19 protein-coding genes are annotated in these 22,743 nt (G+C 70.2%); 12 read left to right on the top strand and 7 right to left on the bottom strand.

The features are described from left to right. Positions 1-223: 223 nt before the first annotated feature. Genes AB0J42_RS07290 through AB0J42_RS07275 form a run of 4 tightly spaced genes read left to right on the top strand, consistent with a single transcriptional unit; the run spans position 224 to position 4,920 of the window. Positions 224-1,108, top strand: a complete 885-nt coding sequence (locus AB0J42_RS07290; protein ID WP_364289914.1) for an NAD(P)-dependent oxidoreductase — start codon at positions 224-226, stop codon at positions 1,106-1,108. Beyond that, entirely contained in the window at positions 1,108-1,989 is an 882-nt protein-coding gene (locus tag AB0J42_RS07285; protein WP_364289912.1) for a 5-dehydro-4-deoxyglucarate dehydratase, read from the top strand. Before AB0J42_RS07290 ends, AB0J42_RS07285 begins: the two co-directional genes overlap by 1 nt. After that, complete coding sequence (locus AB0J42_RS07280; RefSeq protein ID WP_364289910.1) at positions 1,986-3,035, top strand: mandelate racemase/muconate lactonizing enzyme family protein; 1,050 nt, start codon at positions 1,986-1,988, stop codon at positions 3,033-3,035. Before AB0J42_RS07285 ends, AB0J42_RS07280 begins: the two co-directional genes overlap by 4 nt. 1 nt (position 3,036) lies before the next feature. Beyond that, the gene (locus AB0J42_RS07275) at positions 3,037-4,920 is read left to right on the top strand and encodes a DUF6807 family protein (protein WP_364289908.1); all 1,884 of its coding nucleotides are present in this window, start codon (positions 3,037-3,039) and stop codon (positions 4,918-4,920) included. Positions 4,921-4,995: 75 nt separating this feature from the next. Here AB0J42_RS07275 and AB0J42_RS07270 read toward each other — a convergent pair whose 3' ends face one another. The 6 genes from AB0J42_RS07270 to AB0J42_RS07245 form a co-directional block, all read right to left on the bottom strand. Continuing rightward, positions 4,996-6,081: a hypothetical protein gene (locus AB0J42_RS07270; protein ID WP_364289906.1), complete on the bottom strand. Its 1,086-nt coding sequence runs from the start codon at positions 6,079-6,081 to the stop codon at positions 4,996-4,998. Positions 6,082-6,222: 141 nt separating this feature from the next. Then, positions 6,223-7,500, bottom strand: coding sequence for a Gfo/Idh/MocA family oxidoreductase (locus AB0J42_RS07265; RefSeq protein ID WP_364289904.1), 1,278 nt, complete (start codon positions 7,498-7,500; stop codon positions 6,223-6,225). Between the two features lie 65 nt (positions 7,501-7,565). Beyond that, positions 7,566-8,858, bottom strand: coding sequence for an extracellular solute-binding protein (locus tag AB0J42_RS07260; protein ID WP_364289902.1), 1,293 nt, complete (start codon positions 8,856-8,858; stop codon positions 7,566-7,568). A 42-nt stretch (positions 8,859-8,900) separates the two neighbouring features. Next, a complete protein-coding gene (locus AB0J42_RS07255; protein WP_364289900.1) occupies positions 8,901-9,767 on the bottom strand; it encodes a carbohydrate ABC transporter permease in 867 nt (288 codons plus the stop codon). Beyond that, positions 9,751-10,737, bottom strand: a complete 987-nt coding sequence (locus AB0J42_RS07250) for a sugar ABC transporter permease (protein ID WP_364289898.1) — start codon at positions 10,735-10,737, stop codon at positions 9,751-9,753. Before AB0J42_RS07250 ends, AB0J42_RS07255 begins: the two co-directional genes overlap by 17 nt. A gap of 286 nt (positions 10,738-11,023) precedes the next feature. Continuing rightward, positions 11,024-11,818 carry an NAD(P)-dependent oxidoreductase gene (locus AB0J42_RS07245; RefSeq protein WP_364289896.1) on the bottom strand — a complete coding sequence of 265 codons (795 nt, stop codon included), beginning with the start codon at positions 11,816-11,818 and terminating at the stop codon, positions 11,024-11,026. Between the two features lie 133 nt (positions 11,819-11,951). On the opposite strand from AB0J42_RS07245, the gene AB0J42_RS07240 reads away from it, so the two are divergent. The 5 genes from AB0J42_RS07240 to AB0J42_RS07220 all read left to right on the top strand — a co-directional run bounded on the left by AB0J42_RS07240 (position 11,952) and on the right by AB0J42_RS07220 (position 16,771). Then, the gene (locus AB0J42_RS07240; RefSeq protein ID WP_364289894.1) at positions 11,952-13,265 is read left to right on the top strand and encodes a sugar ABC transporter substrate-binding protein; all 1,314 of its coding nucleotides are present in this window, start codon (positions 11,952-11,954) and stop codon (positions 13,263-13,265) included. Then, positions 13,262-14,161: a sugar ABC transporter permease gene (locus AB0J42_RS07235; protein WP_364289892.1), complete on the top strand. Its 900-nt coding sequence runs from the start codon at positions 13,262-13,264 to the stop codon at positions 14,159-14,161. Before AB0J42_RS07240 ends, AB0J42_RS07235 begins: the two co-directional genes overlap by 4 nt. After that, positions 14,158-15,021 carry a carbohydrate ABC transporter permease gene (locus AB0J42_RS07230; protein WP_364289890.1) on the top strand — a complete coding sequence of 288 codons (864 nt, stop codon included), beginning with the start codon at positions 14,158-14,160 and terminating at the stop codon, positions 15,019-15,021. Before AB0J42_RS07235 ends, AB0J42_RS07230 begins: the two co-directional genes overlap by 4 nt. Positions 15,022-15,091: 70 nt before the next feature. Beyond that, the gene (locus tag AB0J42_RS07225) at positions 15,092-15,853 is read left to right on the top strand and encodes an IclR family transcriptional regulator (protein ID WP_364289888.1); all 762 of its coding nucleotides are present in this window, start codon (positions 15,092-15,094) and stop codon (positions 15,851-15,853) included. 12 nt (positions 15,854-15,865) lie between these two features. Further along, positions 15,866-16,771 (top strand): 5-dehydro-4-deoxyglucarate dehydratase, encoded by a 906-nt coding sequence (locus tag AB0J42_RS07220; protein WP_364289886.1) that lies wholly within the window; start codon positions 15,866-15,868, stop codon positions 16,769-16,771. A 132-nt stretch (positions 16,772-16,903) separates the two neighbouring features. On the opposite strand, the gene AB0J42_RS07215 is transcribed toward AB0J42_RS07220, so the two are convergent. Beyond that, the gene (locus tag AB0J42_RS07215; RefSeq protein ID WP_364289884.1) at positions 16,904-18,361 is read right to left on the bottom strand and encodes an aldehyde dehydrogenase (NADP(+)); all 1,458 of its coding nucleotides are present in this window, start codon (positions 18,359-18,361) and stop codon (positions 16,904-16,906) included. Between the two features lie 104 nt (positions 18,362-18,465). Between AB0J42_RS07215 and AB0J42_RS07210 the strand changes: the two genes are divergently transcribed. The 3 genes from AB0J42_RS07210 to AB0J42_RS07200 all read left to right on the top strand — a co-directional run bounded on the left by AB0J42_RS07210 (position 18,466) and on the right by AB0J42_RS07200 (position 22,211). Then, positions 18,466-19,722: a glucarate dehydratase family protein gene (locus AB0J42_RS07210; RefSeq protein ID WP_364289882.1), complete on the top strand. Its 1,257-nt coding sequence runs from the start codon at positions 18,466-18,468 to the stop codon at positions 19,720-19,722. Beyond that, positions 19,719-21,110: a hypothetical protein gene (locus AB0J42_RS07205; RefSeq protein WP_364289880.1), complete on the top strand. Its 1,392-nt coding sequence runs from the start codon at positions 19,719-19,721 to the stop codon at positions 21,108-21,110. The genes AB0J42_RS07210 and AB0J42_RS07205 overlap by 4 nt, the downstream gene beginning before the upstream one ends. Before the next feature lie 570 nt (positions 21,111-21,680). Further along, positions 21,681-22,211 (top strand): DUF402 domain-containing protein, encoded by a 531-nt coding sequence (locus tag AB0J42_RS07200; RefSeq protein ID WP_364289878.1) that lies wholly within the window; start codon positions 21,681-21,683, stop codon positions 22,209-22,211. Positions 22,212-22,743 lie beyond the last annotated feature (532 nt).

Below are 22,743 nucleotides of genomic sequence, written 5' to 3'. Positions count from 1 at the left end.
GCTGGGCCTCCGAGCATGCCAAGTACATTAATGCAATCGCTTGTATCGATGTCAACGGCCCCCCTGCACGGGAACCGGGCATCGAAAACTCAGCTTAGCGCCCGCGAGGCCAGCGGGGATAGCGCAGGCCAGAACCTGTCGGCTTGACGCCGTCCCGGCCTCGCCTCAATACTTTTTGCAACCGGTTGCGGTATCTGGCCCCTGCGGAAGGGTGAACGAAGCGATGACACGAACACTGGTGACGGGCAGCGCCGGAAGGCTGGGACGGAGCCTGGTCACCTCGCTGGCGCAGGCCGGTCACGAAGTGATCGGGGTCGACGTCGCTCCCGGCACCCCGGACGACGCGGCGGCCACGCTCCCGGCCGACCTCACCGACCTGGGCGAGGCGTACGACGTGATGACCCGTTTCCGGCCCGACGTCGTGGTCCATCTCGCGGCCATCGCGACCCCGTTCAGCCGCACCGAGGGTGTGATCTTCCGTACGAACACCCAGCTGGCGTTCAACGTGTGCGAGGCGGCGAGCAACTCCGGTGTGAGCCGGGTCGTGGTGGCCAGCAGCCCCACGGTGATCGGCTACGGATCGCCGTCCGGCTGGTCGCCCAGCTACCTGCCGATCGACGAGGAACACCCGACGGCGCCGTGGAACGCCTACAGCCTGTCCAAAGTGGTGGCCGAGCAGACCATGGCATCGTTCGCGCGCTCCTCGCAGACCCGGTTCGCGGCGGTGCGGCCCTGCTTCGTGGTGGCTCCCGAGGAGTGGGCGGGGGCGCCCACCCAGTCGGGCCACACGATCCTCGAACGCCTTGACCATCCCGAGATCGCCGGCGTCTCGCTGTTCAACTACATCGACGCCCGCGACGCCTCCGACATGATCGCCACCCTCATCGAGCGGCTGCCCGGCCTCCCCAACGGCGAGGTGTTCTTCGCCGGCGCCGCGGACGCGCTCGCCCGCCGCCCCCTCGCGGAACTGCTCCCCGCCGTCATGCCCGGCACGAGCGAGCAGGCCACCGCGCTCACCGACACCCTTCCCGCGTTCACCTCGGCCAAGGCCGAGCGCATGCTCGGCTGGACCGCCAAGCGCTCCTGGCGCACCGAACTGGAGATCTGATGAACCTCAGCGGAGTTCTCTTCTTCCCCATCACCCCCTTCACCCCGTCCGGCGAGCTGGCCCAGGGGGTGCTGGCCGAGCACATCGGGCGGGGGCTCGAGTACGGGCCGGGCGGGGTGTTCGCGGCCTGCGGCACGGGCGAGTTCAACGCTCTGTCCGAGGCCGAGCACGCCGCCACCGTCCGGGTGGCGGTCGAGACGGCGCGCGGCCGGGCCCCGGTCTTCGCGGGCGCGGGCGGGCCGCTCGGCGCCGCGCTCGCCCAGGCCAGGGCCGCCCGCGAGGCGGGCGCCGACGGGCTGCTGCTGATGCCGCCCTACCTGATCCAAGGCACCCCCGACGGGCTCGTGCAGTACGTGCGCAGGATCGCGGAGATCCTGCCGGTCGTCCTCTACCAGCGCGGCTCGCTCGTACCGACGCCCGAGCAGGTGGTCGAGCTGGCCAAGGTGCCCGGCGTGATCGGGCTGAAGGACGGCGTGGGCGACATCGACCTCATCCAGCGCTCGGTGCTGGCGGTGCGCAGGGAGGTGGGCGACGGCTTCACGTTCTTCAACGGGCTGCCGACGGCCGAGCTGACCATGGGCGCCTACCGGGGGATCGGCGTCGAGCTGTACTCCTCGGCCGCCTTCGCCTTCGCGCCCGAGATCGCGACCGCGTACCTGAAGGGCGGCTCCCGCCGGCTGCTGACCGAGTTCTACGAGCCGCTGGTGCGGCTCCGCTCCAAGGTGCCCGGGTACGCGGTCGCGCTGGTCAAGGCCGGGGTGCGGCTGGGCGGGCTGGACGTGGGGCCGGTCCGGCCGCCGCTGGTCGACGCCGCGCCCGAGGACGTGGCCGAGCTGGAGGAGCTGATCAAGCACGGTCGTTCGCTGGCCGGTACGGCATGATCCGCGACCTCACGGTCACCCAGCGCACGGTCGCGCTGCACCGCCCGTGGGGACCCGATGTGCCCGCCAACCACGTCCTGGTCGTCGAGGTCGCCCTCGACGACGGGCGGGTGGGCACCGGGTTCTCCTGGACGCCGCAGATCGGCGCGCGGGCGGTGCGCGCGTTGCTGGAGCACGACATCCGCGACGCCCTGATCGGCCTGGACCCGCACCCGGAGGTGGTCTGGGACCTGCTCTGGCGGCACCTGCGCGAGGCCGGTCCCGGCGGGATCACCACGATCGCGCTGGCCGGGGTCGACCTGGCGCTGTGGGACCTGCGCTGCGGCGAGCGCGGCCTGGCCGACGTGCTGGGCCGCCGCAGGGATTCGGTCCCGGTGTACGGGAGCGGGGTCAACCTGCACTACCCGCTGGAGGAGCTGGTGGCGCAGGCGGGCCGGTGGAAGGCGGCCGGCTACCCCGCCGTCAAGATCAAGGTGGGCCGGCCGGACCTGCGCGAGGACGTCGAGCGGGTCGCGGCCGTCCGCGAGGTGATCGGCCCGGACACGCTGCTGATGGTGGACGCCAACCAGCGCTGGGACCTGTTCCGGGCCCGGCGCGCCGCCGACGCGCTCGCCCCGTACGGGCTGCACTGGCTGGAGGAGCCGCTGCCCGCCGACGACGTGGCGGCGCACGTGGAGCTGCGCCGGTCCACGCACGTGCCGATCGCGGTCGGCGAGAACGTCTACACCGTCTACGGCTTCCGCGACCTGCTGACCGCCGGGGCCTGCGACGTGGTGCAGCCGAACGTGGTCCGGGTCGGCGGCATCACCCCGTTCCTGCGCATCGCGGAGCTGGCCCGGACCTTCGACGTGCCGGTCTACCCGCATCTGCTGCCGGACCTGTCGGGACAGCTGGCGCTGTCGCTGCCGCTGCCGTCCATGGCCGAGGACGTCGAGGACGCCTCGTTCGCCGCGCTGGGGCTGCTCGCCGAGCCGTACCCGGTCCGGGTGGAGGGCGCGGAGCTGCGCGCCGGCGAGCACCGGGGCCTCGGGCTCCGCTGGAGGTGACATGCGTGTCGTGCTGGCCGGAGCCCAGGGCTTCGGCGCCCACTACCTGGACCGGCTGCGGAGGCTGTCCGGGCTGGTCGAGCTCGTCGGCGTCTGCGACGTGCGGCCGGTGCCGCCGGACAGCCTGGCCGGGCTGGGCTCCCCGGAGATCTCCGACGACCTGCCCGGCCTGATCGGGCGGACCGGGGCCGACATCGCCATCCTGGCCACGCCCATCCCGACCCACGCCGGGCTGACGCTGGCCGCGCTGGAGGCGGGCGCGCACGTCCTGGTCGAGAAGCCGACGGCGGCCACGCTGACGGACTTCGAGCGGATGGAGCGGGCCGCGGCCAAGGCCGGGCTGGCCTGCCAGGTCGGCTTCCAGAGCCTCGGCTCGGCGGCGGTGCCCGCGGTGCGCGAACTGATCGCGGGCGGCGCGATCGGCCGCGTCACCGGCATCGGCGTGGGCGGCGCGTGGCCCCGTCCCGCCTCGTACTTCACCCGCAGCCCGTGGGCGGGCCGGCGGGTGCTCGACGGCGTGGACGTGGTCGACGGCGCGCTCACCAACCCGTTCGCGCACGCGCTGGCCACCGCGCTCGCGGTGGCCGGGGCCGAGGAGCGCGGCTCGGTGGCGTCGGTGGAGACCGAGCTGTTCCACGCCAACCCGATCGAGTCCGACGACACCTCCTCGATCCGCGTGACGCTCGCCGACGGCACCCCGCTGGTGGCCGCCGTCACGCTCTGCGCGGCCGGGCGGGACGAGCCGTACGTGCTCGTCCACGGCGAGAAGGGACACATCCGGCTCGTCTACACGCTGGACGAGGTCCAGGTGAACGACGGGCCCGTCCGCCGGTACGACCGCACCGACCTGCTGGTCAACCTGGTGGAGCACGTGCGCTCCGGGACGCCGCTGCTGGTGCCGGTCCACCGCACGGGCGGGTTCATGGAGGTGATGGAGGCGATCAGGGTCGCGCCCGACCCGCTGCCGATCTCCCCCGGCCACCAGGACCAGTCCGGCGAGGGGCGGGTGCTGCCGGGCATCGCGTCCCTGGTGGACAGGTGCGCGTCGGAGCTGGCGCTCTTCTCCGAGCTGGGGGTGAGCTGGGCGACGCCGCTCGTGGTGCGTGACACGCCCGTCGCCGAGTACGTGACCAGCCCCGATCTGCCGCTGTCCGCCGCGCCCCGGCCCTACCTCCACCCGGTCCGCACCCTCGGCGGCACCGTCGTGACCGAGATCCAGCCCGACGACCACCCCCACCACCTCGGGGCCGGGGTCGCCGTGACGGACCTGGGCGGGCGGAACTTCTGGGGCGGCCGCACGTACGTCCGCGACCAGGGACCCGCCTGGCTGGACGACCACGGCGTCCAGCGGCACGTGGCCTTCACCGAGCGCGACGCCGCCGGGTTCACCGAGACGCTGCTGTGGCAGCGGCCCGGAGAGGACGCGCTGGTGCGCGAGGAGCGGACGGTGCGGGCCCGGCCGGCAGCGCGCGGGTGGGTGCTGGAGTTCGGCTTCACCCTGCACAACCTGACCGGGGCGCCGCTGACCGTGCGCAGCTCGGCCACCAAGGGGCGGGCGGGCGCCGGTTACGGCGGGTTCTTCTGGCGTGCCCCGGCGGGCTCTGCTGGGCTGCGCGTGTTCACGGCTGCGGCCGACGGCGAGGAGCGGGTGCACGGCTCGCGGGCGCCGTGGCTGGCGCTGTCGTCGGAGGCGTGGACGCTGCTGTTCGCGCAGGACAGCGACCCGTGGTTCGTGCGGGTGGCGCAGTACCCGGGCGTGGGCACCGCGCTGGCCTGGGACACGCCGCTGACCTTCGGGGACAGGCTGGACCGGAAGGTGTCCGTCGTGATCGTCGACGGCCGCCTGTCCCGTGAGGAGGCGGCCGAACTGGCCGCCGGCCGCTGACCCGCGGGCCCGGCGCGGGTGCCACGCCGGGCCCGCGCCGGCCCGGGATGTGTGTCCTCCCTTGGGACCAGTTCCTCAGGGACTCTCCTTCAGGTGGGCGGACAGCCAGGTGAAGGCGTGTTCTTGCATCGGGATGTCGAAGGCGTGCGGGGCCTCGTAGAAGGCGCCCTCGTAGCCGCCGCCGGGGTAGCGCCGGGCGATGGCCTCGTGCGCGCGGCGCATGCCCTGCCCGGGGAACAGGTGGTCGTTCTCCGCGTACAGGGCCAGCAGGGGGCGGGGCGCCCCGGACGCGACCAGCGCGGGCCAGTCGCAGACGCGGGAAAGGCCGGGCGGGAAGAGCATCCAGGTGTGCGAGGCGATGTACCCGTCGAGCATGTCCTCATAGGACGAGGTCATCGCGGCGACCGCCACCGCCCGGATGTCCGGGTCGAACGTGCCCAGCAGCGCGGAGCGGAGCCCGCCGCCGGACAGCCCGGCGCAGGCGACCGGACCGACGTCGGGCCTGCTCCGCAGGTACGCCGCAGCGGCCAGGTCCTCGCCCGCGACCACGCCCGCGAACGAGGTGCCCAGCAGCCTACAGTACTTCTCCAGCACGTGCTCGTGGTGACCGGCCGCCACGTCGTAGTGGTCGGCCTCCGACAGCTCCGGGTCGGTCGCCAGGGCGGTCACCCGGTCCGGCATGTCCTTCAGCGGGAACCGGCGGCTCCCCCAGGCGGTCACGTCGTGCGCCAGCACCGCGAAGCCGCGCCGGGCCAGCTCGGAGGCGTAGGCCCGGCCGCCGTACAGCTCGGCGCGGACCCGCCGCACCTCCGGGGTGGGCGGCTCGGGGCCGTCGGCGATCTTCTCCTTGCCCGCCCACTTCATGCCTGCGTGGCAGTGCAGGGCGACCACGCCGGGCAGGGTGCCGGTGTGGCCCTCCGGCCTGAGCAGGTAGGCGCGGGTGCGCGGGCCGTAGCCGACGTCCCAGGACAGCTCCTCGCCGTCCACGCCGTCCGCCGTCCAGGTGCGCTCGACTCGTACGTCACGCGCCGTCAGGTCGAGCACGCCGATGGCTTCGCGGGCGGCGGCCCGCAGCTCCGGGCCGGGTGGCGCGTCGGGGAACAGCTTCCACTGCTTCCCCGCCGCCTCGGCGAGCCCGGCGAACTCCCCTAGGTGCCGCATCTCACCTCTCTTGACTCGTACGGACAGACTCTCGAAGGACGAGGGGGTGCCGTCGTACCTCTCTCTCGACTCGTACGGACAGACTCTCCAAGGACGAGGCAGGGTGCCGTCGTGCCTCTCCCGACTCGTACGGACAGGCTCTCAGAGGGCGAGGCGGGTGCCGTCGGCGGTCAGGTGGACGGGAGCCCCGGAGTCGGCGGAGCGGTTGGCCGCGACGCCGACCAGGACGCTGCGGATGCCGTCGCGGTAGCCCGCGGGGCGGCCGAGCGGGTCGTCGCCGGGGCCGCGGAAGACGTCGTTGAGCAGCAGGCGGTCGCCGCCGCCGTGGCCGCCGGAGCCCTGTTCGATGGGGACCTCCTCGGGCTGCTGCCAGTGGCGGTGCAGGACGAGCCGTTCCCAGGAGCCGGCGGCGTGCTCCTTGCTCGCCGCGCTGGGGTCGACGGCGGCGTGCGGCGGGGTCCAGGCGCGCTCGCACACCTCCAGCTCGATACGGCCCTCGGTGCCGTTGAAGGCCACCCGGTAGCCCTCGAAGGGGGCGTGCGCGGTGAGCGAGTAGGTGAGCATCGCACGGTTCGCGTAGCGGACGAGCACCGACATGTTGTCGTCGATGGTCACGCCGGGCGCGAAGACGTCCTGGTCGCGGATGTAGCCGTCCTCGTGCTCGGCGTCCAGGTAGAGCCGCTTGAGCCGCTCGTCCTTGGAGATGTCGAGGATGTACGGGTCGCTGCCCAGGCCGGGTGCGCCCTGCCCGCGTTCCGGCCGGGGGCCGCGTGCCCGGGCCTGGCCGTAGAAGCGCAGGTCGGTCTGGGCGAAGACGAGCTCGGGGGCCGCGCCGAGCCACCAGTTGACCAGGTCGAAGTGGTGGGTGGACTTGTGCACGAGCAGCCCGCCGGAGCTGGCCCGGTCGCGGTGCCAGCGGCGGAAGTAGTCGGCGCCGTGAATGGTGTCGAGCGCCCACTCGAAGTGCACGGAGGTGACCTCGCCGATGGCCCCTTCGCCGATGAGCTTCTTGACGGCGGAGTTGCGCGGCGAGTAGCGGTAGTTGAAGGTGACGACCAGCTTGCCGGGGCTGCGCTCGGCCGCCTCGGCGATGGCGGCGCAGCTCTCCGCGTCGACGGTGAGCGGCTTCTCCACGATGACGTCGAGCCCGGCGTCGAGGGCCGCGACGACGTACTCGGCGTGGGTGGCGTCGACCGTGCAGACGACGACGGCGTCGGCCGACTCCAGCATCTTGCCGTACTCGTCCGGCGCGTAGCACGGCACCGGGCGGCCGATCCGTTCGGTGTAGTAGGCCATGCGGGTGGTGTTGACGTCGCACAGGCCGACGATGGTCCCGGTGTCGCGCCAGTCTCCCAGCAGCGCGTCGACGTACATCTGCGCGCGGTGCCCGAGACCGACGAAGGCGTACCTGGTGCTCAAGTGCTCTCTCCCCGAGTCGCGGTGACGGCCGGGGGCTGGGCGCCCCCGGCCGGTTGCCGGTTTGGTCAGCCGGCGATGGCGGCGTTGGCCTCCTCCAGGAACTTGGCCGCGGCGTCGTCCGGGGTCGCCCGGCCGAACAGGACCTCCTCACTGGCCCGCTTGAGGATGTCCTCCATCTGCAGCGCGCCCTTCGGCGGCGCCTGGATGGGGCTGAGTTCGCTCTTGACCTCGTCGATGAAGTCCAGCGTCTTCTGGTCGGTCTCCGGGAGCTTGTCCCTGACGGCGTCCAGCACCTTGGCGTTGGTCGGCAGGCCGCGGTCGCTCAGCAGGATGCTCGCCGCGTCGGGGTCGTTGACCAGGAAGTCGATGAACTTGCCCGCCGCCTCCGCCTTCTCGGTCTTGGCCGAGGCGGCGTAGAACATGGCGGGCTGCAGGAACATGCCGCTGCTGGTGGCGCCCTCGGCCTTGGGCATCCGCAGCAGCCTCATCTCCTGGCCGGACGACTTGGTCAGGGCGTTGAGCTGGTTGCTCCACCACATGCCCAGCGCGCCCTGGTTGGTGCCGAGCAGCGACTGCTCGGGGCCGGTGGCGCCGATCTCCGCGCTCTTGGCGGCGTCGGGCGAGCCCTTGGTCTCGATGAGCTTCTGCTTGATGGCCCACCACGACTTGATCGTGTCGGGGGACATGCCGATCCTGGTGCCGTCGTAGAACTTCTCGCCGCGCTGGGCCGCGTAGATCTGCAGCCAGGCGGGGTTGTGGTTGTACTCGGCGCCGGTGGCCTCGCCGGTGGCGGAGATCTCCTGGGCCAGCGCGATCCACTCGTCCCAGGTCCAGGTCTTGTCGTCGGGCAGTTCCTTCTTGGCCTTCTCCAGCGCCGCCGGGTTGGCGATCATGGAGAAGGCGTTGACGCCGGTCGGGATGGCGAACTGCTTGCCGTCGATCTGGCCGCTGGACAGGACCTGCTGGTCGAGGTCCTCGGTGGGCAGCTTGCCGTTCAGGTCCAGCAGCGCGCCGCGTCCCGCGTACTCGCTGAGGCCGCGGATCTCGATGCTCAGCACGTCCGGCGCGTCGTTGGCGGCGACCTTGGTGGCGAGCTTCTCGTAGTAGCTGTCCCAGTTGGAGAAGTCGCCCTCGACGTCGATCGTGGGGTTCTTCTCCTCGAACTTCTGGATGGCCTCCTCGGTCAGCTTCTGCCGGGCGTCGCTGCCCCAGTAGGCGAAGGTGATCGTCACCTTGCCGTCGTCTCCGCCACCGCCGCCGGCGTCTCCGCCGCCGCTGCCGCCGCCGCAGGCCGCGGCGGTCAGCATGGCCGCCGACAGCGCGGCGATCCACATCGTCTTACGAGAGCTGATATTCACAGCTCTACCTCCTCTTGGGGGTTTACAGGGGGTGAAGAGGAACTACTTCAGGCCAGTGGTCGCCACACCGCGGATCAGGTACTTCTGCCCCGCCAGGAAGAACCCGAAGATCGGGCCGAGCGACACGATGGACATGGCGAACATCGGACCCCACGACGATTCGCCGCTGGAGTCGAGGAACTGCCGCAGCGCCACGGCCACGGTGAGGTTGTCGGAGTTGGTCAGGTACAGGTTCTGGCTGAAGAAGTCGTTCCAGGTCCAGATGAAGGTGAAGATGCCGGTCGTCGCCAGCGCGGGCATGCAGAGCGGCAGGATGACCTGGAGGAAGACCCGCCAGTAGCCGGCCCCGTCGATGGCCGCGGCCTCGTCCAGCTCCCGCGGCAGCGTCCGGATGAACTGCACCATCAGGAAGATGAAGAAGGCGTCGGTCGCCAGGAACTTGGGCACCACCAGCGGCCAGATCGTGTTGATCCAGTCCAGGTTGGCGAAGACGATGTACTGCGGGACGACGGTCACGTGGTACGGCAGCATGATCGTGCCGAGCATGATCGCGAACCACATCTTCTTCAGCGGGAAGTTCAGCCGGGCGAAGGCGTAGGCGGCCAGCGAACAGGCGATCAGGTTGGCCAGCACGGACAGGCCCGTGATGACGGCCGAGTTCCACAGGTAGTAGCCGAAGCTGTGCTTCAGCGCCGTCCAGCCCTCGCTGTAGTTGTCCAGCGTGACCGTGCTCGGCCAGAGCCCCGGCTCGCGGAAGATGATGTCCTCCGGCTTCACCGAGCTGGAGATCATCCAGAGCAGCGGGTAGAGCATGATCAGGCCGAAGCCGATCAGCAGCAGGTGCTTGAGCAGGCGGCCGCCCCGAACCGGTCGGAACAGGAACGGCACCTGGTCACTTCGAGTCGCCATAGAAGACCCAATACTTCGACGCGAGGAAGTTCACGCCGGTCAGGCCGGCGATGATGAGCAGGAGGACCCAGGCCATCGCGGCCGCGTAGCCCATCTCGTAGCTCTTGAAGCCCTTCAGGTACAGGTAGAGCGTGTAGAAGAGCGTCGAGTCGACCGGTCCTCCGGTGCCGCCGCTGACGATGAACGACTGCGTGAACGACTGGAACGACTTGATCACTTCGAGTACGAGGTTGAAGAAGATGATCGGCGTGAGCAGCGGCATCGTGATCGACCAGAACTGGCGGATCTTGCTGGCCCCGTCGACCGCCGCCGCCTCGTAGTAGCTCTGCGGGATCTGCCGGAGCCCCGCCAGGAAGATCACCATGGGCGCGCCGAAGGTCCACACGTGCAGCAGGATCAGGGTGCCGAGCGCGGTGTCCGGGTCGGACACCCAGCCGGTCCCCTCGATGCCGAAGAACCCGAGCACCGAGTTGACCAGGCCGTCGGTGCCGAAGATCTTCCGCCAGAGGATCGCGATGGCCACGCTGCCGCCCAGCAGCGAGGGCAGGTAGTAGATGGAGCGGTAGAACGACAGCCCGCGCAGGCCCCGGTCCAGCGCGAGAGCCAGCGCCAGTGCGAAGATCAGCTGGAGCGGCACCGACACCACGACGTAGATCGTGGTGACCTTGAGCGACTGGATGAACCGGGTGTCCTCGAAGAACATCTTCTCGTAGTTGTCCCAGCCGATCCACCGGGCCTCTTCGAGCAGGCTGTAGTCGGTGAACGACAGGTACAGCGAGGCCAGCATCGGCCCCACGGTCACGAGGAACAGGCCGATGAACCACGGCGCGAGGAAGACGTAGGCGGCGCGGGCCTCTCGCCGCCGGTGAATGTTCACAGGAGTGGCCCGGCGACGGCGCCCGGGCGGCTGGACGCCCGCCGGCGGGGCGGCGGGGGGTCGCTCCGGGGTGACAGAGATTGATTCGGACATACATCCCTCTTCCAGGCCCAGCCCGGCACGGCGGGATCGGATAGCGCATTCCTATAAGGACTTGAAAAGTTACGTCAACCCTTTGCAGGTGTTACAAAGCCGTTACCGATATATCGTTAACCAAATTTCCGCAGTTCAGCGGACATTTGGCGACGGATACGCGTTCGTAACATTTTGGCGCTGAGCCCCCGTGCCTACAACCGGTTGCACACGGCGGCGGAGAAGTCCAGGCATGCCGATAGCCGCCCTGACCTGATCGATCGGGGCGGCTATCGAGCAGAAACGGTCACCAGGAGCCGCCGAGCTCCTTCAAGGTGAAGACCCCGCCGGCCCGGTGGTGGACCGGGTCCGCGAGATCGGGCTCGCCCTGCTCGGCGATGAGTTCCGCGGCGTACGGCTCGGAGCTGTCACGCGACTCGTACCCGATGGCCTCCGCCTCCCGCAGCGACCACCAGCGGCGGGCGTTGCCGGAGACGCCCCACACGACGTGGAAACCGGTCGCCGTCAGCGCGGCCTCCACCAGCCGGGCCAGGTCGTCCGGAGAGATCCAGGTGGCCAGGCCGCGGGTGTCGGCGGGGCGCTCGGCGCAGGTGCCGAGCCTGATGGCGGTCACGTGCATGCCGAACCTGTCGTGGTACAGGCTGCCCAGCCCCTCCATCACGAGCTTGCTCACGCCGTAGTACGTGTCGGGGCGCGGGAAGGCGTAGTCCGGCAGGTCCTCGCCGGAGGGCTGCCGGGTGTGGAAGCCGGCCGCGTGATGGCTGCTCATCAGCACCACGTGCCCGACCCCCGCCGCGCGGGCGGCCTCCATGAGCACGTAGGTCCCGTTCATGTTGTCCCGCACGATGTCGGTCCACGGGTGCTCGCGGCTCTGCCCGCCGAGGTGGAGCACCGCGTCGACGTCCTTCATCGCGGCGGCCATGGCGGTCTCGTCGGTGAGGTCCGCGATCGCCATCTCCTCACCGGGTCCGGTTTCGAGCGGCACCAGGTCCGACAGGCGCAGCGTCCGGCCGTCCCGGGCGAGGCGGGGGCGGAGCAGCGTGCCGACGTTCCCTGCGGCGCCGGTCATGAGTATGCGCATCCCCTTGTTGTACACAACAGTGGCACAGATTCACATTCTTGAATATTGACCGTGATGTGTGTCACTAGCTACTTTCTTTGAGACTCGCCCACATCCAAGACAGTTGTCACATATGTGAACAGGAGGCGGTCTTATGTCACGACGTCTGCTCGGGGTCGCGATGGCCACGACCCTGGCCGTTACGCTGACAGGCTGCGGCTCCGGGGGAACAAGCACGAGCACCGACGACGCGCTGGAGATCTGGATCAGGCAGGCGCCCGATTCCGACTCGGCCAAGACGGCGCAGAAGCTGGCCGAGGCGTTCACCCAGGCCAGCGGCGTCCAGACCAGAGTCGTCGCGTTATTGGACGACTTCGAGACCAAGCTGCAGCAGCAGGCCGCACAGCGCGATCTGCCCGACATCGTGATCAACGACACCGCGCAGATCGGCAATATGCAGACCCAGGGCTGGCTGACCGAGGTCGACAGAGCCTCGATCGCCGGCGCCGACAAACTCTCCGAGGTCGCCTGGAAGGCGGCCACCGCCGGCGACGGCAAGACCTGGGCCGTCCCGTTCTCCGCGCAGGCCTTCGCCATCATCGCCCGCAAGGACTGGCGCGAGAAGGTCGGCATGGAAGTCCCCCAGACCTGGGAGGAACTCACCGAGCTGGCCAAGGCCTTCACCGAGCAAGACCCCGACGGCAACGGCGAGAACGACACCTCCGGCTTCGTCATCCCCGCGAGCACCAAGCGCGGCTACGCCTCCTGGTACGCCTCCTCGTTCATCTACGGCAACGGCGGCGACTTCGTCGCCCCGTCCGGCTCCGGCACCTTCACCGCCACCATGAACGACCCCAAGTCCGTCGAGGCCGTGCAGTACCTCCAGAACCAGTTCTGCGAGACCAAGACCGTCAACCCGGGCGCCGTCAACAACGACACCGCCGTCACCCACGAGGTGTTCGAGAAAGGCCAGGGCGGCATCTACCTGACCGGCCCGTACGTGCTGGCCCGGTTCGTCGACAGCATCGGCACCGACAACATCGAGGTCTACCCCGTGCCCAAGGGCCCGTCGGGCGGCCCCGGCACGCTCGGTGAGGGCGAGAACGTCTACCTGATGGCCGGATCGGCCAACCCCGACGGCCAGAAGAAGTTCGCCGAGTTCGCCGCCTCCGCCGAGGGCCAGCGGATCGGCATGAACAAGGACGCCAACGGCGCCATCGTCCGCCTGCCGGTCAACAGCGAGGTCGACATGGCCGCCGAGCGGCAGGACCCGCGCTGGCAGGTGTTCCAGGACGCCTACGCCAACGCCGTCTACGCCCACCCGGTGCCGAACTGGGCGCCGATCCGGCAGACCACCGCCGACGCGATCAACGCGGTCTGGGCCGACTGCGCCAAGGACGTCAAGGCCGAGATGGACGCGCTCAACACCAAGCTGACCCAGGAACTGCAGAACCAAAAGGCATCATGACCCGGACGCTCACTCCGGCGGCGTCCCGCCGGGCACGCTGGCGGGGGCCGCTGGTCGCCTGGGCCTTCCTGGCCCCCGCCCTGCTGCTGTTCCTGTACTTCAAGTTCATCCCGCTGTTCACCGGTCTGGTGATGAGCTTCCAGGAGATCCGCTACCTGGACAGCACCTGGGTCGGGCTGGACAACTACGCGACCATCCTCACCGACGACGCCTTCCGCTCGGCCATCTGGCACAGCGTGGTGCTGGCGCTGGGCACCACGGCGGGCTCGCTCGTCCTCGGGCTGGTTCTCGCGCTGCTCATCGAGGGGCCCGCCCGGTATCTCTGGTTCATCAGGACGGCGGCCTTCCTGCCGGTCGTGGTGACGATGGCGGCGGTCGCCGAGGTCTGGCGGATCATGTACCACCCGGGCGACACCGGCACCCTCAACGCCATCCTCGGCTGGTTCGCGATCGAGCCGCAGCCGTTCCTGGCCGACGAGGACTCGTCGCTGCTGTCGATCATGGGCATGAGCATCTGGCGCGGCACCCCGTACGACATGATGATCTTCCTGGCCGGGCTGGTGGGCATCGACCGCACGCTGTACGAGGCCGCGGCGGTCGACGGCGCGTCCACCTGGAGCAGGCTGCGGCACATCACGCTGCCGGCGCTGCGGCCGGTGTTCTGGATCCTGTTCACGCTCGCGGCCATCCGCGGCCTGCGGGTGTTCGTCGAGGTGTACGTGCTCACCAACGGCGGGCCGAACGGCTCCTCCGAGGTGCTGATGACGCTCATCTACAAGCTCGGCTTCCAGAGCGGCGACCTGGGCATCGCCTCGGCCGGCGGCGTCCTGCTGTTCGTGGCGACGCTGGCGCTCACCGTGCTGGTCCAGCTCATGCGGAGGAGGGAGCGGGCATGATCCGGTTCGACAGCGCGCTGGGGCTGGAGTCGCGGCGCGGGCCACTGGCCACCGCGGCCAAGATCCTCATCTACACGGCCATGGTGGTGGTCTTCACCGGGCCGCTGGCGGGGCTGCTGATCAGCGCCTTCAACAAGACGCTCGACCCGACCTCCTTCACCTGGTGGCCGGAGGAGTTCACGCTCGACAACTTCGTCAAGGCCGCCGACCGCAACGTCTACCTCTACCTGCTCAACTCGTTCGTGGTGGTCGGGTTCGGGCTGCTGCTGCAGGTGATCGTGAGCGTCTTCGCCGCCTACTCGCTGGCGCGCAAGAGGTTCCGCGGCATGGGCGTGGTCATGCTGATCACGCTGGCCACGATGATGCTGCCCGAGGAGATCATCGCGATCCCGCTCTCCCTGGTGCTCGCCGACCTGCCCGGGCTGAACCTCAACCTCATCGGCACGTACGCGGGCATGATCCTGCCGGTCGGCGCCTGGGGCTTCTCGATCCTGGTCATGACCGAGTTCATGAAGGAGGTGCCGGTCGAGCTGGAGGAGGCCGCCAAGCTCGACGGGGCGGGCGAGCTGCGCACGTTCTTCACCGTCATCCTGCCGCTCTGCCGGCCGGCGCTCGGCGTGATCGGGGTCTTCGGCTTCACCATGATCTGGGACCAGTACCTGCTGCCGCTCATCGTGGCCACCGAGTCGAACATGTGGACGCTGCCCATCGCGCTGCGCTCGCTCCGCTCGGACGAGGAGCTGGGCATCGGCGTGCTGCTGGCGGCCACGCTGCTGGCGCTGCTGCCGTCGATCATCGCGTTCCTGGCCTTCCAGCGGCAGTTCATGCGCGGCCTGACGAGTGGGGCGGTGAAGGGGTGACCCGTGTCCATGTATCTGGACGACATCCCATATCCTGACACCCATACGTTGACGTCGAGATGGGACGAGCATGGAGCCGCAGTTGGTCAAGTCCGCCGAGCGGACCGTACGCATCCTGGAGGTACTGGCCGACGCCCCCGGCACGCTGACCCTGTCAGAGGTGCAGCGGATCACCGGGTTCCCGCGCAGCAGCCTGCACGCGCTGATGCGCACGCTGGTGGAGCTCAACTGGGTGGAGACCGACGCCACCAGATCCGCCTTCGGCATCGGCCCGCACGCGCTGCTGACCGGCACCGCCTACCTGGACAAGGACCAGGCGCTGCCGTACGCGCAGGCGACCCTGGAGGACCTCCGGGAGGAGACGGGGCATACCGCCCACTTCGCCCGCAGGGACGAGGCCCACGTCCTCTACCTGGCCACCCGCGACTCCCGGGACGCGCACCACATCATCCCCCGGGTGGGCAGGCGGCTGCCCGCCCACGTGACCGCGCTCGGCCAGGCGCTGCTCGCGCAGCTCACCGACGACGAGGTCAAGGCCCTGCTCCCGGACCCGCTGCCCGCCATGACCGAACACACGATCACCGACCTGGGCAAGCTGACCCAAGAGCTGGACCAGGTCCGCACCCGGGGCTGGGCGTACGAGCGGGAACAGGGCACATCCGGCCTGGCCTGCGTGGCGGTCACGGTCGACTACCGGATCCCGGCCACGGATGCGATCAGCTGCTCGATGCCGGTGGACTTGCCACCCGCCCGCGTCGAGGAGGTCATCGAAGCGGTGATCACACACACCCACAAGCTGGCTGCCACTCTCCGGCGAGAGGGCATCCGGTAAAAGGAGGCGTTGATGCGGCTAGAAGGCGTTCTGTTCTTCCCGGTGACCCCGTTCGGTCCCGACGGCGACCTGGCCGAGCAGGTGCTCGCCCAGCACGTCGAGACCGGGGTCACGGCGGGGGCGGGAGGGGTGTTCACCGCCTGCGGGACCGGTGAGTTCAACGCCCTCGGCCTCGACGAGTACACCGCCGCGGTGCGGGTGTCCGTCGCCGCCGCGGGCGGGAGAGTGCCGGTCTTCGCGGGGGCCGGCGGTACGCTCCCGCAAGCCAGGGAACTGGCCCGGGCGGCCGCGGCGAACGGCGCCGACGGGCTGCTGATCATGCCCCCGTACCTGGTCAGCTCCCCGTCCGAGGGCCTGGTCCGGTACGTGCGCGACATCACCGAGGCGGGCGGGCTGCCGGTCATCATCTACCAGCGCAACAACGCCCGCTTCTCCCCCGCGGGCGTCGCCGAACTGGCCGCGATACCGGAGGTGATCGGGTTCAAGGACGGGCTGGGCGACCTCGACCTGCTCCAGCGCATCATCCTGACCGTGCGGGAGTCGGCGGGGGCGGACTTCACCTTCTTCAACGGGCTGCCTACGGCCGAGCTGACCGTGCCCGCCTACCGGGGGCTGGGGGTGAACCTCTACTCCAGCGCCGCGTTCGCCTTCGCCCCGGAGATCGCGCTCGCCTTCTACCGGGCGATCACCTCCGGCGACGAGGAACTGGTCCGCCGCCTGCTGACGGGCTTCTACCGGCCGCTGGTGGAGCTGCGCGACCAGGTGCCGGGGTACGCGGTGTCGCTCGTCAAGGCGGGCGTACGGCTGCGCGGGCTGGACGTCGGCGGAGTCCGCCCGCCCCTGGTCGACCCGTCGCCCGAGCACGTGACGGAGCTGGAGAAGATCATCGCCGCCGGCCTGGAAATCATCGGCGCCTGACCGTACCGGACAGCACGCCCGCCGGAAACTTCAGCACCCGCCGCGGTCGCCGGGAGAGGATCACCTCCCGATGACCAACGCACGTGGCCACCGGAAGGATCACACCTCCCGGTGGCCACGTCAGAGCCGCACTTACCGTTCGAGTGCGCCGTTCACGCGGCGCGGGACCCCCAGGGGGTTGTCGTCCTTCAGCTCGTCAGGCAGCAGCGCCTCCGGCCAGTCCTGGTAGGCCGTGGGCTCCAGCCAGCGGTCGATGGCCGTGGCGCCGACCGAGGTGGTCGGCGTGGTGGTCGAAGGCCAGGGGCCGCCGTGGTGCATGGCCCAGGTGACGGCCACGCCGGTCGGCCAGCCGTTCCAGATCAGCCGCCCGGCCTTCCGGGCGAGCACGTCGGCCACGAGTTCGGCCTCGGCCGGGTCGGTGGCGTGCACGGTGGCGGTGAGCGAGCCCTCCAGCCGCTCCAGCACCGCGGGCAGGTCGCCGACCTCACGGTAGGTGACCACGATCGAGGCGGGCCCGAAGCACTCCTCGCCGATGCCCGGCAGCTTCTCGGCGAACGTCGCCAGGTCGGTCGTGAACACCTTCGGGGTCACCGCCCAGCTGCCCTCCCCCGGCTTGCCCTCGGCGAGCAGCTCCAGCTGCCCGAGCCGGTCCAGGCCGCCCAGGTAGCCGTCGCGGATCCGCTCGCCCAGCATCGGCCCGCCGCTGGAGCCCTCGACGGCCTCGGCCAGCGCCTTGCGCAGCTCGTCGTCCTCCGGCACGAACAGCAGCCCCGGGTTGGTGCAGAACTGCCCCACCCCCTGGGTCAGCGAGGCGGCGAACCCGGTGGCCACCTGCTGCGCGGGCGCCGACGGCAGCACCACGACCGGGTTCACGCTGCCCAGCTCGCCGTAGAACGGGATGGGCACCTCCCGCTCGTCGATGAGCCGCTGGATCGCCTTGCCGCCCGCCACGGACCCGGTGAACCCGGCCGCGACCACCGCCCGGTGCTGGACGAGGTCGACCCCCGCCTGCATGCCGTGCACCAGTCCGAGCAGGTCCGGGTACGGGAGCGCATTCCGTACGAGCTCGGCCACCCGCTCGGAGGTGCCCGGGTGGCCGGGATGCGCCTTCACCACGACCGGGCAGCCCGCGGCCAGCGCGGAGGCGGTGTCGCCGCCCGCCACCGAGAACGCGAACGGGAAGTTGCTGGCCGCGAAGACCGCCACCACACCGGGCAGCGGCTGCTTCATGCGCCGCACGTCCGGCCGCGGCGCCTCGGCGTGATCGATGATCACATCCAGGTAGCCTCCGTCCCTGATCACCTGGGCGAAGAACCTGAACTGGCCGGTGGTGCGGGCCACTTCGCCGCGCAGCCGTGCCTCGCCCAGCGCGGTCTCCTGGTCGGCGAGCCGCCACAGTTCGTCGACGTGCGCGTCCAGGGCGTCGGCGACGGCCTCCAGCGCGACCGCGCGGTCTTCCGCCGGGGTGGCCCGCCACGCCTGGCCCGCGGCCGCTGCGGCGGTGACCACCTGGTCGACCCCGTCGCGGTCGGTCTCGGGCACGCCGGCGCCCACGGGCTCACCGGTCCTGGGGTCGTATCCGTAGATCATCGAATGGCCCTTCGGAGTCTTGACACCTTCTCAGCCCGATTCTTACAGTTGCCGCATTCTGTCCACAAACCTGGCCCTTGTTCACATATATGGACGGCGATCATATGATCATCAGGCAGATCCACGTCACCCCCGTAGCCTTCAAGGATCCGCCCCTGCTGAACGCCGCCGGCGTGCACGAGCCCTGGGCTCTGCGCACGATCGTCGAAGTGGTCACCGACGAGGGCCTGACCGGGCTCGGCGAGACCTACGGCGACCTGGGCCACCTGTCCAAGGTCCGCGAGTGCGCGCAGGCGCTGATCGGCCTCGACGTGCACCACACCAACGAGATGTACGCGCGAATCGCGGCCACCGTCGGCGACGCCGTCAGCGACCTGCACGGGCTGACCGGGGTGGCCACCAAGGAGAAGAGCATCGACCGGGTGTTCTCCCCGTTCGAGGTGGCCTGCCTGGACATCCGCGGCAAGGCCGCCGGAGTCCCCGTGGTCGACCTGCTCGGCGGCCGGGTCCGCGACGCCGTCCCGTACAGCGCCTACCTCTTCTACAAGTGGGCCGGCCACCCCGGCCAGGAGCCGGACAGGTTCGGCGAGGCACTCGACCCGGCCGGGATCGTCGAGCAGGCGTCGCTGTTCATCAAGGAGTACGGCTTCACCTCCATCAAGCTCAAGGGCGGCGTGTTCCCGCCCGCCGAGGAGGTCGAGGCGATCAAGGCTCTGCGCGAGGCCTTCCCCGGCGTACCGCTCCGCCTCGACCCGAACGCCGCCTGGACCGTCGACACCTCCGTCTGGGTGGGCCGCGAACTGGACGGCGTGCTCGAATACCTCGAGGACCCCACGCCGGACATCCCCGGCATGGCGCAGGTCGCCGCCCAGGTGCCGATGCCGCTGGCCACCAACATGTGCGTCGTCACCCCGGACCACCTGCCCGAGGCCATCGCCGCCCGCGCGATCGGCGTGCTGCTGCTCGACCACCACTACTGGGGAGGCCTGCAGCGCTCGGCCCAGGTCGCCGCGCTCTGCGGCACGTTCGGCCTGGAACTGTCGATGCACTCCAACTCCCACCTCGGCATCAGCCTCGCCGCCATGACCCACCTGGCCGCCGCCACCCCCAACCTCACCCACGCCTGCGACACGCACACCCCCTGGCAGGACGGCCAGGACGTGGTCGCGCCTGGCGCGCTCCGCTTTTCCGGCGGCGCCGTCCCGGTGCCCTCCGGCGTCGGCCTCGGCGTGGAACTCGACCGCGACGCGCTGGCCGTCATGCACGAGCAGTACCAGAAGTGCGGCGTCACCGCCCGTGACGACACCACGTACATGCGCCGCTTCCAGCCCGACTTCACCGCGAGGAGGCCGCGTTGGTGAACCTCGCCTACGTCTACCCCTGGGACGTCGTCGGCGACCCCGCCGCCGCCGAGCGCATCGCCGCGCTCGGCGTCGACGCCGTCGCGCTGGCCGTCTCCTACCACTCCACCCGGGCGGCCACCCCCTTCCACCCCGCGCACCGCGTGCTCGACGTCCTGCACTCCGCCTTCTACCTGCCCGTACGGTCGCACGCCTGGGGCCGGCTCACCCCCGCCAGCCCCACCTGGACCACCCCCGACTCCTACCTCCTGGCCCAGGAGGCCCTGCGCGCGGCTGGCCTGCGCGTGCACGCCTGGACCGTGCTCACCCACAACGCGCAACTCGGCACCGCCTTCCCCCACCTGGTGGTACGGAACGCCTTCGGCGACCCGTACCCCTACGCGCTCTGCCCGGCGGCCTCCGACGTCGCCGAGTACTGCGAACGGCTGGTGCGCGAGGTGCTGGTGGCGGGCGAGCCGGACGGCCTCATCCTGGAGGGTGCCGGCTCCATGGGCTTCGCCCACCAGGGCGTCCACGAGAAGACGTCGGGCGCCGACTACGACCCGGACCTGATGTCCCTCTGCTTCTGCGCGTCCTGCGCCCCCCGCTACCCCGCCGACACCAGAACCCGCGTCCGCACCGCTCTCGACAACCCCCCGCCGATCGCCGACTCCCCCCTCAGGCCCGCCGCGGGCTCCCCGCACAGACCCAGCGCAGACTCCCCCCTCAGGCCCGCCGCGGGCTCCCCGCACAGACCCAGCGCAGACTCCCCCCTCAGGTCCGCCGCGGACTCCCCGCACAAACCCAGCTCAGACTCCCCGCACAGGCCCGACGCGGACTCCCGGCTCCAACCCAGGGCGGACTCCCTACTCAAACCCAGCGCGGACTCCCAGCTCAGACCCGGCACTGGCTCCCCGCTGAGGACCGATACCGACTCCCCACTGCGCCCTGTGGAGGCCGCCCTCGGCCCCCTGGCGGACGAAGTACGGGCTCTGCGGGTGGAGCTCTCGGCCACCCTCCGCCGCCGCCTCATCGCCGCGGCCCGCGACATCGCACCGGACCTCCCCATCACCCTGCACGCCAACCCCGACCCCTGGGCGACGGGCCCCTTCGCCGCCCTCCCGAGCGGCGAGCCGGGCGCCGACGTACTGGTGGGCAACTGCTGGGGCGACCCCACCGAGGACGCCGCCCGCCTCACCCACCTCTCCGAACTGTGCGCCCCCGGCCAACGGGTCGGCGCATACGTCCTGACCCTCCCCCCGCGCCCCGCCGACCCCGACCACCTGGCCGAACTCCTCACCACCTACACCAAGGCGGGCGCGTCGGAATTCCACCTCTACCACGCCGGCCTAGCGAGCCCCCAACGCCTGACCGCCATCACCCGCGCCCTGGAACTGACAGCCCCATAGCTCCCGCGGCGCTCGCCTCGGAGCTCCACCCCCCACCACGCCGATCCGGCGAGCCCCCAACCCCTGACCCTCATCACCCGCGCCCTGCGAACTACCAGCGCCATTGCTCCCGCCGCCCACGGCCTTACCACCACCACAAACGAGACAGCCACCGCGACGACGAACAAGACGCCCACCACCGCGACCACGAACGAGAGACCCACCACCGCGTCGCGCTACTACCACCGGCCCCCACCGCGCCGCATCTCTATCACCGAGACCCCACCACCACGCCGCACCTGCGGACGAGACCCCCACCGCGGCACTTCCCCACCCTCACGACAACCCCGCACAAGGGACGCGAAGGTGCGGCCACAGACCGCTTTTCCATACATCCACCCCTCCTTGCTGGAACGTTCGATACAGCGATATATCCGATAGCGCCCCGCCAACCCCTGTTCTACTTTTGGCAGGGGTCCGACTCCTTCCCGCCCAAGAGCGAAGCCTGTCCGCCTCACCACGCCGCTCACGAGAAGCCGAGCCCCGCGAACCACTTCATCGACACCGGATCGGACGGAAAGGGCTCAGGCTTTGGAGGACATCAAGGTCGTCTACCGGAAGTACGGCGGCACCCTGCACTGGAACCACCCCGGCACGGTTCTAGACGAGGACGAACACGGCGTCTGGGTCGCCGTACCAGCTGGGACATTCACCCGCAAAGGCAACGAAGGCCCGTCACACACCTGGCCAACCGACTCCGTGATCCTTTTCCCGCGCTCCGCCTGGTGGACCGCCACCTTCAACTCCCCGCCCAGCCGCGTCGAGGTGTACATCGACATCACCACCGTCCCGGAGTGGCACGACACCGAAGTCACCATGATCGACCTGGACCTGGACGTCATCAGAATGCGGGACGGCCGCCTCTACCTCGACGACGAGGACGAGTTCGCCGAACACCAGCTGACCCTCGGCTACCCACCAGAGATCATCGTCAAGGCCGAGGAAACAGCCCAGTGGCTCCTCCAAGCAGTTGACCGAGGCCTGGCCCCCTTCGCCGGCACCCACACCCGCTGGCTAACCCCCGGCGCGCCTTCATCCCCACCTCCCCACCGACTCCCATAACCACTCCCCACGTCGCCCTAGATGACCGGCCGAGACCTCGGACGACATCGGCTGACCTAATCCACCAGGACGACATCGGCTGACCTGATCCACTGCGCGGCATCGGGTGGCCTGACCCGCCCCGGGACAACCCCACCGAGAAGGACGCACTAGGACACCCCACAGAGACAGACACGCCGGGGCAGACAGATCTCCTGGACCCTGACCTACCGGGGCGGACAAACCCCGTGACCCGCCCCACCAGGACAGACCCAACCTCGCGACCCAACCCACGAGGACGGACAGATCTCCCGACCCGACCCACCAGGGCAGACAGATCTCGTGACCCCGCCTCACCAGGACGGACAGACCTCCCGACCTGACCCACCAAGGCAGTCAAATCTAGTGACCCGCCCGGTCGCGTCCGAGATGCGGTGTAAAAGTGAACGAGCGTAGGTTGCCGTGCTGAACCGACCAAAGTTCGCACTACGCAAGGACCTACGCTCGTGGCACGCACACTACCGCCCGTTCAGGCCATCCGCGCCGAGATCGA

Origin of the sequence: Nonomuraea sp. NPDC049649 (genome assembly GCF_040675175.1) — a bacterium.
In the GTDB taxonomy this organism is placed as follows: domain Bacteria; phylum Actinomycetota; class Actinomycetes; order Streptosporangiales; family Streptosporangiaceae; genus Nonomuraea.
Note: the sequence above shows the minus strand (reverse complement) of the source record. Positions and strands in the feature narration are given on the sequence as shown.